Consider the following 14,687-nt stretch of genomic DNA (forward strand, 5'->3'; position numbering starts at 1 on the left):
CATGAGTTTTAAGATGTCACGTAAACAATATGCTGATTTATATGGTCCAACTACAGGAGATTCTATTCGTTTAGCGGATACACAATTATTCGCACATGTTGATCGAAATGCCACTGTATATGGTGATGAAGCTGTCTTTGGTGGAGGAAAATCAATTAGGGATGGTATGGGACAAAATTCACAACTTACAAGAGAACAGGGGGTTGTGGATGTTGTTATTACGAATGCAATTATTATTGATTATACGGGAGTATATAAAGCGGATATTGGTATAAAAGATGGGAAGATTTCAGCAATTGGTAAGAGTGGTAATCCTTCAGTTATGGATAATATTGATATCATCATTGGAACATCAACGGAAGTAATTTCTGGTGAGCGGAAAATCGTTACAGCTGGAGGTATTGATACACATGTGCATTTCATATCCCCACAACAAATTGATACGGCATTGGCTTCAGGTATAACAACTTTAATTGGTGGGGGAACAGGACCGGCAGAAGGGACTAAGGCAACTACAATAACACCTGGATCTTGGAATTTAAGAAAAATGCTAGAAGCAGCAGAAGCTTTTCCTATAAATCTTGGGTTTTTAGGGAAAGGAAATAGTTCAAGTTTACCTGCCCTGGAAGAACAAATATTTGCAGGGGCTATCGGATTGAAAATCCATGAAGATTGGGGAGCAACTTCGTCAGCAATTAATCACTCGTTACAGATTGCTGATAAATATGATATTCAAGTCGCTATTCATACGGATACGTTAAACGAATGTGGTTTTGTGGAAGAAACGATAAAAGCTATTGATAATCGTGTTATTCATACGTACCACACTGAAGGAGCTGGAGGTGGGCATGCACCAGATATTATAAAGATTGCTGCGCTGAATAATATTTTACCATCATCAACGAACCCGACCTTGCCATATACAGTGAATACGCTGGATGAACATTTAGATATGCTCATGGTATGTCATCATTTAAAAGCGAATATTCCAGAAGATGTAATGTTTGCAGATTCAAGGATTCGAAAAGAAACAATCGCGGCAGAGGATATTTTGCAAGATTTAGGGGTTTTCAGCATGATTAGCTCTGACTCACAGGCGATGGGAAGGGTTGGAGAGGTTATTATTCGCAATTGGCAAACCGCCGATAAAATGAAAAAGCAGATTGGTAGTTTAGAGGGAGATAAAGAATATAACGATAATAATAGAATTCAACGTTATATAGCTAAGTATACAATTAATCCAGCTATTACACATGGGATTTCAGAATACGTGGGCTCTATTGAAATAGGAAAGTATGCAGACCTTGTAATATGGGATCCACAATTTTTCGGTGTTAAGCCAGATATGGTTTTGAAAAACGGAATGGTAGTGATGGCATTAATGGGAGACGAGAATGCTTCAATTCCTACCCCACAACCATATTATGAAAAAAAGATGTTTGGTGCATATGGAAAAGCAGTACAGTCAAGTTCGATTACATTTGTATCGAAAGTAGCTTATGAGAATAATATTAAAGAAAAATTAGGTTTAAATAAAGTTGTATTACCTGTTAAAAATACGAGAGAGATTTCGAAGCAAGATATGAAGCTAAATAATGCAACACCAGAAATTGAAGTAGATCCGCAGACATATGAAGTTAAAGTTGATGGACAAGTAATCACATGTGAAGCAGTAGATGTACTACCTATGGCTCAAAGATATTTTTTATTTTGATATAACGGGGGAGATAAAATGATTATTGAAAAAATTAATAACAACGTATGCAATATGAATGATTTCTCAAACACAAAAAAGCATCTTGATAAGATATTAATTTCTAGTGAGCTTTTACTGAAGAGAGTTCAGAAATTATATTCAGAATCTGGTTTTGAAATTGGGGTGTCTTTAGATAGTGGAGAAACATTAAAGAACGGTGATATTTTATATGAAGATGAAAATCGAATTGTGTATATTGAAGTATTACCAGAAGAGGTAATTGTAATTACTCCAACATCAATAAAAGAAATGGGAATTATTGCTCATAACTTAGGGAATAGACATTTACCAGCACAATTCGATGAAGGGTGCATGATTTTGGCGAACGACTACTTAGTAGAAGATTTACTTAAAAAGGAAGGTGTTCCTTATCAAAAAGAAAATAGAGTATTACCAAAACCGTTCAAGCATGCTTCGCACAAACATATTTAACCTACTTAACCTACTCCAAATTAGTGATTCGAACTTCCCAACAGGAAGTTTTAGTCACTCTTTTGGATTAGAAACATTTATTCAAGAGGGACAAGTTACAAATAAAGACGGGTTTTTCAAATGGGTTAATCGATATGTAAAAGTCCAATTAACATACACGGACGGCTTAATTTGCAAATATACTTACGAAGCCATTAAGAATAATGAGGGAGAACAAATTACATTTTTAGATGATTTAATAACAGCACAAACATTGCCTTTTGAATGTAGAAAAGCAAATAGAATGATTAGTAAAAGTACTTCTAAATTATTGTGTGAATTGTTCTCGTTTGTAAATTTAAATATATATAAAGAAAATATTATGGGTAATAAATTACAAGGTCATCCGAGTATTGTATACGGAATATTAGGGGCGGAATTGAAAATGACAATAGAAGAAACGCTCTTAGTTTTCTTATACTCAAGTGTTGGAAGTATAATTCAAAACGGTGTGAGAGCCATTCCTCTTGGACAAACAGATGGTCAAAAACTATTACAAGAATGCCATGAATTAATCTGCGAATCTATTGATAGAATTCAAATACTTTCATTAGAAGATTTTGGATTGAATGATCCTGAATTCGAAATAAATCAAATGCAACATGAAGATGTAAATGTAAGGGTCTTCATGTCATAGGGAGGAAGAATAAAATGATAAAGCCTATTAAAATTGGTATCGGTGGCCCCGTAGGTGCTGGGAAAACCATGTTAGTTGAAAAGTTAACAAAACATCTAAATACAGATTATGAAATTGCAGCAATTACAAACGATATTTATACGAAAGAAGATGCAAAGATTTTATTGAAAACAGGTGTTTTATCAGAAGATAGAATTATTGGTGTAGAGACAGGGGGGTGCCCGCATACAGCAATTCGAGAGGACGCTTCTATGAATTTTGAAGCAATTGAAGAACTCATGATTAGACATAATAATTTAGATATTATTTTTATTGAAAGCGGGGGTGATAATTTAGCTGCCACATTTAGTCCGGAGCTAGTGGATTTTTCAATTTATATTATTGATGTGGCACAGGGAGAAAAGATTCCGCGTAAAGGTGGACAAGGAATGATCAAATCTGATGTATTTGTAATTAATAAAACGGATTTGGCACCTTATGTAGGAGCTAATCTTGGAGTTATGGAGCAGGATACGAAAAATTACCGACATAATAAACCATACTTTTTTACAAATTTGAAGGATGAGGAAGGTTTACAAGAATTAATAAATTGGATGAGACAGAACATTATGTTAGAAGGACTGAAAAAATGAAATCCCCTACAGGTGTCTTAAACATTGATATGATGGAAAAGAGACATAAAACCGTACCTATTAAGGTTTATCATAAAGATGCCTTAAAAGTAACGCAGCCAATATATTTGGATGAGTATGGTAGAGCATATTACTATATTATGAATTCTGGTGGAGGCTATTTAAAAGGAGATTTCTATTCTATAAATATAAATGTTGGTAAAGATGCGAAAACATATATAACAAGCCAATCAGCAACGAAAGTTTACAAGACTCCAAATAGTTATGCTTTGCAAGAATTGAATTTTTATATTGGTGAGAATGCTGTTATGGAGTATTTACCAGACCCGTTAATTATGTACAAGGATGCAGCATATAAGCAAAAAACAAATATATATATGCAAAATAATTCTACATTGATTTTATGCGATTCAGTTACGCCTGGTTGGTCGCCAAATATGGAGAAGTTCACATACCAATATTTTGATTCGTTAACAAAAATATATATGGAAAATAAACTTGTAGTATACGATCATTTATTGCTAAACCCTTTCAAAGAGTCGTTAGATCAAATGGGAATATTAAATCAATATTCCCATTATGGTACTTTCATAGTTATTAATGAGAACATTACAAATGATTTAATTGCAACATTGAAAACATCACTTTCTAACACTAACAATATGAAAATTGGAATATCTTCTACACCATGTAAAGGCTTTGTCATTCGCATACTTAGTCATAATACTGAGGATATGGAGTCTATATTTTTTCAGTGTCATCGTTTTGTTAGAGAGAATTGTCTACATGAAGAATTAACATCCTATCGAAAATATTAAGTAGGAGAAGGGGATACTATGACTAATGTGGGATTATTGTTTGTCGGTGCAGTTCTATTTATGAATTCACTAGCAGCTTTTAAACTTATTGATAGCAAAAGTGTAGGATACTTTAATTTATTTGTAGGGGCATTACAAACTTTGACACCATTATATTTATTATTTACAGGAAGTCAATCCGATGAGTGGACTATCCTATCTAATGGAACTATTTTTTTATTTGGTTTTACTTATTTATATGTTGGTCTTACGAATATATTAAAACTTGATTCTTCAGGTGTAGGTTACTATTCTCTTTGGGTTGCTATCATTGCAACGGTTATGGGAATTGTGAATCAATTACATGAGAGTGGTAGTTTGCAAAGTACAATAATTTGGTTCTTTTGGGCATTCCTTTGGTTTTTATTTTTCCTACAAGATGGATTGAAAAAGAAGATTCATATTTATGTAGGTATTGTTTGCTTCATTGAATCTTGGATTACTGCAACAGTACCAGCTCTGTTAACACTTACAAATCATACCGACGTGTTAAATAATTTTGTAATTATTTTAGCGACTATTATAACGATTTTAGTTTTTATTATGGCACTTTTCTTTTTCAAGAGTATTCAATTTAAAGTAGAAAGGGTTAGTAACTATGTGGAAAAGTGAACTGAAAAAGGCAACCAACTTTTTTGTTATTATTATATTTCTTCATGTGCTTGGAATTTTATTATTATTACCGGCGCTATATAAAGGTAATAGCATAATCGGAATGGCTATTATTGCATATTCTTTAGGGTTGCGTCATGCGTTTGATAGTGATCATATTGTCGCAATTGATAATACTGTTCGGAAATTAATTGAAAAAGGTAAAAACTCACAGGGGGTGGGATTTTACTTCTCATTAGGACACTCTACGGTAGTATTTGCGATGATTGTATTAATTGCTTTAATTGGAAAAACGGCAAAACATGGAATGGAGAGCTTTTCAACTATAGGCGGTATTATCGGTACAATCGTTTCTAGTACATTCCTTATCATTATTGGTCTTACCAATCTGTTGTACCTTATTAAAGTGTTGAGAAGCCACGAGGACAAACAGCCAGAAAATTTAGGGTTTATATATCGTTTCACACAGCGCTTATTTACGTTTATTGATAGTCAGAAGCAATTGTATATAATCGGTTTTTTATTTGGACTTGGTTTTGATACAGCGAGTGAAATTGGATTAATTGCTCTTTCTACAGTAACTGCAACAAGTCAATCTATTCCACTTGTAAGTATATTTGCTTTCCCCGTTTTGTTTGCTGCCGGAATGTCATTGATGGATACATTAGATAGTACATTCATGAATACGAATTATAAGTGGGCAATGGAAAATAGTCGAATAAGAAATTCATATAATGTATTAATTACCTCAATATCTGTTATTACGGCTTTTTTAATAGGGGGATATCAACTATTATCTTTGCTTATTGAAAGCTATAATTTACAGGGCCCGTTTTGGAATCTCATACAAGTAGTTAATTTTGATTATCTGGGTATATGTCTTGTTGCATTCTTTATTATTTCTCTTATTGTTTTTGTTGTATGGAATAGAAATGCCTTTAAAGAACCGCTTACAAAGAGCATAGAGAAATAAAAATATATCATATGTCATTTGGTTCATTATGTATATAAAGTAAAATAAAAAACACGTTAGATGAAAATTCATCCAACGTGTTTTTTATTATTTATGTTCCTTATATTCATGTACTTTTTCTTTCACATTACCAACTGTATCTTTAGCAGTGCCTTTCACCTTATCCCATTTTCCTTCAGCTTGTAATTTCTTATTGTCAGTTACTTTCCCGACAACTTCTTTTACTTCACCTTTTACCTTATCAATGGCACCTTCTACTTTTTCTTTTAAACCATGATCATGTTTAGTCATACATTTCTCCTCCTTGTAGTTTGATTAGAATTCTCTTTTCATAGTGCAAGTTGAATGATGTATCTAGTAATAGCGTAACAAATCTAGTTGGAATATTCAAATGATTAATAGGATAGAAAAGGAATTGTCATAAAATGTTTAAAAATGTAACGGAAGGAGAAAGAAAGTAAATTATAATATGTCTTTTGCGGTCCATATTGATTTTGTATAAGCAATTTTCATGTGGGCACGTTCCATGTTATTTTGACTGCCGCTACCAAAGCGGGCTTGGCCAACTATTAAATGACAATTTGTCGCTATAGCTTTTTCTATTCTTTTTTGAATTAATGCAGTATGACAGCCGTTACGTTGAAATTCTGGCAAAGTAGCAGAAGCAGCTAATGATGCGACACCCTTATTTATATACAGGACACCAATACTAGCAGGGATATTTTGAACTTCAGCTATGAAAAAATGCCATCCTGGTTCATTGTAAAGAATTTCATTATTTTGGCGCACACCATCTGTTGTAAAGGATGGCATATTAAATCCACGTACATAAATGTCTGCAAAAATATCAAAATCATTTTCTTTTAGTTTTCGTATTGTAATATTAGAAGGAAGAAGTGATGAACCCTCTCTCGGTATACTATACAAAGCAGTATGGAAGCTAGATTGATAAAACCCTTTTTGAGATAAGTATTGAAATAATTCAGTTGTACCTTGTGCTGGGGTAATTTCAAAACGACAAGTGATTTGTAGTGATTGATAATAAGAGATAATTTCATCTAACTCATCTGTATTTGTAAATGTAATACCTTTTACCGTATTAAAAGCAGGACCAGCAATTATTTTTGATGAAAAGGCAGTGGCACTACCGAATTTTTTCATTTGCACTTGCATTGGGTTTCCGCTCATTGTTTGTAGTCTCTCTAATTTAGAAGAGAGCATATCAATTTCTGCATTTTCAATTTCTGTTGCCATATCGAGTGTCATAACAGTAGTCATAAAATTCCTCCGTTAATAAATATATTTCATAGTACATATACGATTTTTGTTTTGAGATTCCTGTTGAAATGTGAGAGAATAAGAGGTTTTTTGGAAGGGAAATGGAAGTGAACTGTCGAAGGGAGTAGAAATAGATTAAAGGTGGTGCTCTCATGAAACAAAAAGCCGTGCAGACATGCTCTAATTGTGGTTCTCAAAATATAGGAGAAGGTGAGTTTGTCGGATATGCACAAATACGGAAAAAGGAAACGATGTTCACATCTTCGCCGGTGGATGCTTATATTTGTACAGATTGTGGGAATATCCTTTTATTAAAGGTAAGGAATTATGAAAGGTTTAAACAGAAACCGTTATGATTATTGAGAAGTGGTCATATCCAACTTTGTATACGAAACGACTTATGTTAAGGAAAATGAATATGAGTGATAGTTTACATATATATGAGTATGCTACAGATAAAGAGATGACAACTTTTACTGTATGGGATGCTCATCGATCGTTATGTGACACATATAACTATATAGAAGAAATTGTGGGTCAGTACAATGGAGGGCAAGTAGCACCTCTTGGAATTGTATTAAAAGAGGAAAAAAACTTATAGGCACGTGTGGATTTATAAAATATGATTTGGTCACACATACAGCAGAAATTGCATACGCCTTATCTCGAAAATATTGGGGAAGAGGATTAGCTACGGAGGCTGTGTTAGCTTTTTTCTACTATGGTTTTCATGAATTGCATCTTAATAGTATTGAAGCGGGATGTGATTCAGAAAATGAAGCATCTGAAAAATTAATGAAACGTTTGAATATGGAGTACAAATATACAATTCAGAAGGATATGTTTATTAAAGGTAAGAATCGTGATACAAAAAGGTATTTTATATCTAGAGAAAGATATATGAATCAATGAAATATCTTACATTGAAAACTCCTTTAAATGAATTAAGGAGTTTTTTTATTTTGATAACAACAAATGGACTATTAGGAAGCGCTATTTTTATTAACGTTCTAAGTATAGAAAAAAAACGCTATATAACACAATCGCAACCGCAAGTTGACAAAGTGCAACCGCAGGAAGATAGAGATAAGGGCAATGTTTACATACAATTTAGGTAAGAAAACAAAGGGGGACACACATATGGGATTTGGTGAAAAGCTTTTTAGATTAAGAAAGGAAAAGGGCCTTTCTCAAGAAGCATTAGCTGAAAAATTAAATACCACAAGGCAAGCAGTTAGTAAATGGGAAAACGGTCAAGGTTTTCCTGAAACTGAAAAATTAATAATGATTGGAAATGTATTTGAAGTATCACTCGACTATTTATTAAAAGAAACTGCAGAGCAAAGTAACGAAAAGGAAAATGGTTACTATGTAAGTAAGGAAATGGCAGAAGGGTATGTAGTGTATGGACAAAAAATTTCTAAATATATTGCGTTAGGATTTAGTTTGCTTATTTTATCTACAATACCGTACTTATTATTTAAAGAAAATGCGACAATGTCTACGTTTCTTGTCATTATCATTGCAGTGCTTGGGATTGGAGCAATGATGGCATCTGTAACGATAGAAGAGAGTCGATACAATGTATTGAAAAAGGAAGAACTACTATTTGATCAAAATTTTCTAAAAGAATTGACCAAAAGATATGCGACTATTAAGAAGAAGTATACGGCAGTAGTGATCGTTGGATTTTGTTTTATTGCAGCAGGAGCGATACCGTTTTTATTTGAGAAAAAACGAATTACCTCAGGAGAACTCGTACAGTATTATCCTTATTGTGTTGTACTTATTGCTATCGGAGTTTATCTTTTTGTTCGTGTGTTAGGGGTGTTAGAGACGTATCGGATTTTAGTAGAAAATAAGGAATACAGTAATCGTTTTATTTTTAAATTGAAAAAGAAAGTAAGGAAAAAGGTAGATAGTTTATAAAAAATAAAAAACATGTTTCGAATCAATGTATTCAAAACATGTTTTTTATCGTTCTGAATTATTTCCAAAGAAATAATTCAGAAAATACAGAAAAATATCGTAATCATTTGTAGAAGTCTGTTATAATAAACGGAAAATGAAAACGTTTTAAAGGGGGACATAACCAATATGATGATGAATGTACCGCTAACAATTAGTTCTATGATGGAAAGAGCAGAGAAACTGTTTTCGAAGAAAGAAATTGTTTCACGGACGCATGATACAGTTACAACGTTAACGTATAAGCAATTAGGGGAAAGGACGAGAAGACTTTCCAGTGCGTTGAAAAGGCTTGGAATTAAAGTAGGTGAACGTGTAGGAACATTAGCGTGGAACCATCATCGGCATGTGGAAGCGTATTTTGCTATTCCAGGTATTGCTTCTGTTTTGCACACAATTAACATTCGTTTATCTCCTCAACATATTTCATACATTATTCAGCACGCAGAAGACCGAATTCTACTTATAGATGAAGATCTCGTACCGCTTGTTGAAAATATTCAATCACAATTATCAACTGTACAAGCTTACATTATTATGACTGATAAAGATGAACTCCCAAATACTACGCTGAAGCCTGTATATCATTATGAAAAGCTATTAGAAGAAGGCGATCCAAATTTCCAATTTGTAAAAGATATTGATGAAAATACACCAGCTGGTATGTGTTATACGTCAGCGACTACAGGAAATCCGAAAGGTGTTGTATATACGCATCGTAGTACTGTATTACACTGTATGGCACTCGGTTTAGCTGATACAGCTGCTTTATCGGAAAGTGATGCAGCAATGGCAATCGTCCCGATGTTTCATGTGAACGCTTGGGGACTTCCTTTTGCGGCTACTTGGTTTGGATCAAAACAAGTTCTTCCTGGACCGATGTTTACTCCGAAAATTTTATTAGAAATGATTCAATCAGAAAAAGTGACGTTAGCTGCGGGTGTGCCGACAATTTGGCTCGGCGTATTACAAGAGTTAGAAAATAATAGTTACGATTTATCTAGTATGACGAGAATACTATGCGGAGGTGCAGCGGCGCCGAAAAGTGTTATTAAAGCATTTGAACAGAAACATAATGTTCCGTTCATACATGCATATGGTATGACTGAAACGAGTCCACTCGTAACACTTGCACGTTTAAAAAGTTATGAAACGGAATTATCGTATGAAGAGCAACTAGAAATTCGCTCCAAACAAGGATATCTTGTACCTGGTGTCGAGATGAAAGTAGTCGGTACAAATGGTGAAGTGAAGTGGGATGGTACTGAGATGGGAGAATTATGTTTACGAGCACCTTGGATCGCTGAAAGCTATTATAACGATGATCGTACTGTTGAAGGTTTTCGCGATGGATGGTTATATACTGGTGATGTTGTCACAGTGGATGAGGAAGGTTGCGTGAAAATTGTTGACCGTACGAAGGATGTTATTAAAAGCGGGGGAGAATGGATTTCTTCGGTCGATCTTGAAAATGCTTTAATGGCACATGATGCTATATTTGAAGCGGCTGTCGTTGCAGTTCCTCACCCTCAGTGGCAAGAGCGACCAATTGCCTGCGTTGTTCAAAAGAAAAATAGTACGGTTACAAAAGAAGAAATATATGAGTTTTTAAAACCACAGTTTGCGAAGTGGTGGTTGCCAGACGATATTGTCTTTATGGAAGAAATACCGAAAACATCTGTTGGGAAGTTTTTAAAACAGGCGCTTCGGAAAGAACTGGAGCATTTGCATAGAGAGAAATAAGTGAACTCCTATTTGTAAACTCTAATACGTTAACGGTTGACAAAAGAGGAGTGGAAAGATAATATAATTTTTATGATATGTTACCTAAAAGTAATTTTAAGTTTACAAATAGGAGAAGCAAATATGAATACAAAAAATTTAGTTTTCGTCGCTTTATTTAGTTCTATTATGGGAGTGTTAGGGTTAATACCTCCGATTGCTCTTTCTATTACACCAGTTCCGATTACATTGCAATCACTCGGTGTTATGCTTGCGGGTGGGTTGTTAGGGTCACGCCTTGGTGCATTAAGTCAGCTTATTTTCTTACTTATTGTAGGAGTTGGAGCACCATTACTTGCTGGTGGCCGCGGTGGCCTTGGTGTATTTGTTGGGCCAAGTGCAGGATATTTACTTGGTTACATCATTGGAGCGTTTGTTATTGGTTATTTAATTGAGCGTTTACGTGAAGTTTCTATTATAAAAGTATTATGTATTAATATAATTGGTGGTATTTTCGTAGTTTATGTATTTGGTATTATTGTACAAGCGTTTTTAATGGATGTTTCTGTATGGGAGACAATGAAAGTGAGTGCTGTGTTTTTACCAGGGGATTGTATAAAAGCAATTATTGCGGCAGTTCTCGTAACAAAATTACATCGTTCATTGAAACATATTATTACACCCGCTTTAAAGAATGGAAAATATACAAATGCGGGATGATAAAGGGAAGAAACACGTACATTGCGTGTTTCTTTTTATTATTTTTGTAAAGAAAGGACGTCTCATATGGGTGTTACAAAAAAATACAAAAAGCAAGCCTCTTTACAACCAAATAAAATAGCGATAAAGGAAAATGATAGAGTTTTAACATATAAAGAGTGGTTCGAATCAGTTTGTAAAGTAGCCAACTGGTTGCATGCAACAGAATCAAAAAATAAAACAATAGCAATCCTATTAGAAAATCATATAGAGTTTTTACAACTATTTGCTGGTGCTGCTATGGCCGGGTGGGTTTGTGTTCCGTTAGATATAAAGTGGAAACAAGATGAGCTCAGAGAAAGAATTGAAATCAGTAATCCGGATATGATTGTGACAGAAAGATATAAGGTAAATGATTTACCGCATGAAGAAGGAAGAGTAATTGAAATTGATGAGTGGAAAAGAATGATGGAGAAATATCTTCCTACACATTCCACTGTAGAAAGTTTACGAAATGCTCCCTTTTATATGGGATTTACATCAGGATCAACTGGAAAAGCAAAAGCATTTTTACGCGCACAGCAATCGTGGGTTCATAGTTTTGATTGTAATGTACATGATTTTCATATGAAAATGGAGGATTCAATTTTAATAGCTGGGACGCTCGTTCATTCTCTTTTCTTATACGGGGCAATAAGTGCATTATATGTAGGACAAACGGTGCACATTATGAGAAAGTTCATTCCGAATCAAGTATTAGATAAGTTAGAAACTGAAAATATATCGGTTATGTATACAGTTCCGACAATGCTTGAATCTTTATATAAAGAAAATAGATTAATAGAAAATAAAATGAAAATTATTTCATCAGGAGCGAAATGGGAAGCTGAAGCGAAAGAAAAAATAAAGAATATATTTCCTTATGCGAAAAGATATGAATTTTATGGTGCATCAGAGTTAAGTTTTGTAACAGCACTAGTCGATGCAGAAAGCGAAAGAAGGCTAAATTCAGTAGGAAAACCTTGTCATAATGTGCAAGTTCGAATATGTAATGAAGCAGGCGAAGAAGTACAAAAAGGCGAGATAGGAACTGTTTATGTGAAAAGTGATCAGTTTTTTATGGGATACATAATAGATGGGGTTTTAACACAGGAGTTGAATGCAGAAGGCTGGATGACAGTGCGAGATGTAGGCTATGAAGATGAAGAAGGCTTTATATATATTGTTGGTAGAGAGAAGAATATGATTTTATTTGGAGGAATCAATATTTATCCAGAAGAAATAGAAAGTGTATTACATGAACACCCAGCTGTTGATGAAATAGTTGTAATTGGTGTGAAAGATAGTTACTGGGGTGAAAAGCCCGTCGCGATCGTAAAAGGAAGTGCTACGAAACAACAATTAAAGAGTTTTTGCTTACAACGATTATCCTCGTTTAAAATACCGAAAGAATGGCATTTTGTAGATAGAATACCTTATACAAATAGTGGGAAAATCGCTCGTATGGAAGCAAAAAGTATGATTGAAAACAGGGAGAAAATATATGAATAGAGCAGTTATTGTAGAGGCGAAAAGAACACCTATCGGTAAGAAGAATGGGATGTTAAAAGAGTATGAAGTTCAGCAATTAGCAACGCCGCTTCTTACGTTTTTAAGTAGAGGAATTGAGAGAGAGATAGACGATGTTATATTAGGTAATGTTGTTGGGCCAGGAGGGAATGTTGCGAGACTATCTGCTTTAGCGGCAGGACTTGGCTATCATATTCCTGGTGTAACGATTGATCGGCAATGTGGTGCTGGTTTAGAAGCAATTCGAACTGCGTGTCATCTCATTCAAGGAGGGGCAGGTAAGTGCTATATCGCCGGAGGAGTAGAGAGTACAAGTACGTCACCTTTTCAAAAAAGAGCACGATTTTCACCTGAAACAATTGGTGATCCTGACATGGGAGTAGCGGCTGAATATGTTGCGGAGCGTTATAACATAACGAGAGAAATGCAAGACGAGTACGCTTGTCTTAGTTATAAGCGGACACTGCAAGCGTTAGAAAAAGGCTATATACATGATGAAATATTTTCTTTTAATGGATTATTAGATGAATCTATAAAGCTAGAAATGAATTATGAACGAATCATTAAAAGAACAAAACCCGCATTTTTACAAAATGGAACAGTGACGGCAGGTAATTCATGTGGTGTAAATGATGGGGCATGTGCTGTTCTTGTAATGGAAGAGGGACAAGCCCTAAAGTTAGGTTATAAACCTGTCCTTCGTTTCGTTCGTAGTGCTGTAGTGGGAGTGAATCCAAATCTTCCAGGAACTGGTCCGATATTTGCGGTGAACAAATTATTAAATGAAATGAATGTAAAAATAGAGGACATCGATTATTTTGAAATAAATGAAGCATTCGCCTCAAAAGTTGTTGCTTGCGCAAAAGAGTTACAAATTCCGTATGAAAAATTAAATGTAAATGGTGGGGCAATTGCGCTCGGTCATCCGTACGGTGCATCTGGGGCTATGCTTGTAACACGTTTGTTTTATCAGGCACAAAGAGAGTCTATGAAATATGGAATTGCTACATTAGGAATTGGAGGCGGGATAGGGATTGCGCTATTATTTGAGAAAGTAGAAAATTAGAATGTTTGAAGTGTAGGGCAGGCGTATTCATTTATATCTATCTTATTTTAATTCTCATTGAAAGCCTCTTATCAAATATAGAGAATAATAGGAGGTTTGGATGTTTTATTGTCTACAATTGATATGAAACTGTGATGCAAAATTCACCTTGATGTAGACCAGATCCAGTTGTTATTTGGATACTAGTAAAATTTTTTATTGTAAAATTACTAGTACTTCCAGGTTGAATTATGATTGAGTTTAAGACATTTGTATCTTGAAAGAAAGTAACACCTATTTCTTGAACACCTGTCTCGTATTTGATATATCCAGTTGAAGAAATATGATTTAACAAATTGTTAGTATATATAGTCTGTATTCCCATCTCTCCACCTGTGATAGACCAAGGAATGCAAATTTTATCTTTTATTATTGCTGATGGAGTGCAACAAATAACTTTATTCATGG

Annotated in this window: 16 protein-coding genes and 1 pseudogene; 14 read left to right on the forward strand and 3 right to left on the reverse strand. The window is 34.4% G+C overall.

Going from position 1 to position 14,687, the window contains the following annotated elements:
• The first annotated feature begins 1 nt into the window (after position 1).
• The 7 genes from ureC to ACTFR8_RS14510 are packed head-to-tail and all read left to right on the forward strand — an operon-like array spanning position 2 to position 5,938.
• Positions 2–1,714, forward strand: a complete 1,713-nt coding sequence (gene ureC / locus ACTFR8_RS14480) for an urease subunit alpha (protein ID WP_000008664.1) — start codon at positions 2–4, stop codon at positions 1,712–1,714.
• 18 nt (positions 1,715–1,732) lie between these two features.
• Positions 1,733–2,188 (forward strand): urease accessory protein UreE, encoded by a 456-nt coding sequence (locus ACTFR8_RS14485; RefSeq protein ID WP_000582806.1) that lies wholly within the window; start codon positions 1,733–1,735, stop codon positions 2,186–2,188.
• Positions 2,166–2,864 (forward strand): urease accessory protein UreF, encoded by a 699-nt coding sequence (locus ACTFR8_RS14490; protein WP_000946573.1) that lies wholly within the window; start codon positions 2,166–2,168, stop codon positions 2,862–2,864. Before ACTFR8_RS14485 ends, ACTFR8_RS14490 begins: the two co-directional genes overlap by 23 nt.
• A gap of 14 nt (positions 2,865–2,878) precedes the next feature.
• On the forward strand, positions 2,879–3,496 hold the full coding sequence (ureG, locus tag ACTFR8_RS14495) for an urease accessory protein UreG (RefSeq protein WP_000594928.1): 618 nt from the start codon (positions 2,879–2,881) through the stop codon (positions 3,494–3,496).
• Positions 3,493–4,314, forward strand: a complete 822-nt coding sequence (locus tag ACTFR8_RS14500; protein WP_000841915.1) for an urease accessory protein UreD — start codon at positions 3,493–3,495, stop codon at positions 4,312–4,314. Before ureG ends, ACTFR8_RS14500 begins: the two co-directional genes overlap by 4 nt.
• Before the next feature lie 18 nt (positions 4,315–4,332).
• On the forward strand, positions 4,333–4,965 hold the full coding sequence (locus tag ACTFR8_RS14505; RefSeq protein WP_000185993.1) for an AmiS/UreI family transporter: 633 nt from the start codon (positions 4,333–4,335) through the stop codon (positions 4,963–4,965).
• Positions 4,952–5,938, forward strand: a complete 987-nt coding sequence (locus ACTFR8_RS14510) for a HoxN/HupN/NixA family nickel/cobalt transporter (protein WP_000265977.1) — start codon at positions 4,952–4,954, stop codon at positions 5,936–5,938. The genes ACTFR8_RS14505 and ACTFR8_RS14510 overlap by 14 nt, the downstream gene beginning before the upstream one ends.
• A gap of 87 nt (positions 5,939–6,025) precedes the next feature.
• Here ACTFR8_RS14510 and ACTFR8_RS14515 read toward each other — a convergent pair whose 3' ends face one another.
• Positions 6,026–6,229 carry a CsbD family protein gene (locus ACTFR8_RS14515; protein ID WP_000160408.1) on the reverse strand — a complete coding sequence of 68 codons (204 nt, stop codon included), beginning with the start codon at positions 6,227–6,229 and terminating at the stop codon, positions 6,026–6,028.
• 171 nt (positions 6,230–6,400) lie between these two features.
• Positions 6,401–7,216, reverse strand: coding sequence for a GNAT family N-acetyltransferase (locus ACTFR8_RS14520; RefSeq protein ID WP_000214348.1), 816 nt, complete (start codon positions 7,214–7,216; stop codon positions 6,401–6,403).
• Between the two features lie 152 nt (positions 7,217–7,368).
• On the opposite strand from ACTFR8_RS14520, the gene ACTFR8_RS14525 reads away from it, so the two are divergent.
• From ACTFR8_RS14525 to ACTFR8_RS14555, 7 genes and pseudogenes are all read left to right on the forward strand, one after another.
• A complete protein-coding gene (locus ACTFR8_RS14525; protein WP_000810193.1) occupies positions 7,369–7,572 on the forward strand; it encodes a hypothetical protein in 204 nt (67 codons plus the stop codon).
• Positions 7,569–8,128 (forward strand): annotated as a pseudogene (locus tag ACTFR8_RS14530) (GNAT family N-acetyltransferase). Before ACTFR8_RS14525 ends, ACTFR8_RS14530 begins: the two are co-directional and overlap by 4 nt.
• A gap of 228 nt (positions 8,129–8,356) precedes the next feature.
• On the forward strand, positions 8,357–9,145 hold the full coding sequence (locus ACTFR8_RS14535) for a helix-turn-helix domain-containing protein (RefSeq protein WP_000505637.1): 789 nt from the start codon (positions 8,357–8,359) through the stop codon (positions 9,143–9,145).
• 168 nt (positions 9,146–9,313) lie between these two features.
• A complete protein-coding gene (locus ACTFR8_RS14540) occupies positions 9,314–10,927 on the forward strand; it encodes a long-chain fatty acid--CoA ligase (RefSeq protein ID WP_000980211.1) in 1,614 nt (537 codons plus the stop codon).
• Positions 10,928–11,050: 123 nt separating this feature from the next.
• Complete coding sequence (locus ACTFR8_RS14545) at positions 11,051–11,626, forward strand: biotin transporter BioY (RefSeq protein ID WP_001093332.1); 576 nt, start codon at positions 11,051–11,053, stop codon at positions 11,624–11,626.
• A gap of 66 nt (positions 11,627–11,692) precedes the next feature.
• Positions 11,693–13,156, forward strand: coding sequence for an acyl-CoA synthetase (locus tag ACTFR8_RS14550; RefSeq protein ID WP_000539233.1), 1,464 nt, complete (start codon positions 11,693–11,695; stop codon positions 13,154–13,156).
• A complete protein-coding gene (locus ACTFR8_RS14555; RefSeq protein ID WP_001078002.1) occupies positions 13,149–14,240 on the forward strand; it encodes an acetyl-CoA C-acyltransferase in 1,092 nt (363 codons plus the stop codon). Before ACTFR8_RS14550 ends, ACTFR8_RS14555 begins: the two co-directional genes overlap by 8 nt.
• 112 nt (positions 14,241–14,352) lie before the next feature.
• On the opposite strand, the gene ACTFR8_RS14560 is transcribed toward ACTFR8_RS14555, so the two are convergent.
• On the reverse strand, positions 14,353–14,685 hold the full coding sequence (locus tag ACTFR8_RS14560) for a DUF3992 domain-containing protein (protein ID WP_080451558.1): 333 nt from the start codon (positions 14,683–14,685) through the stop codon (positions 14,353–14,355).
• Positions 14,686–14,687 lie beyond the last annotated feature (2 nt).

Source organism: Bacillus cereus group sp. MYBK15-3 (assembly GCF_051916765.1).
In the GTDB taxonomy this organism is placed as follows: Bacteria; Bacillota; Bacilli; order Bacillales; family Bacillaceae_G; genus Bacillus_A; species Bacillus_A cereus.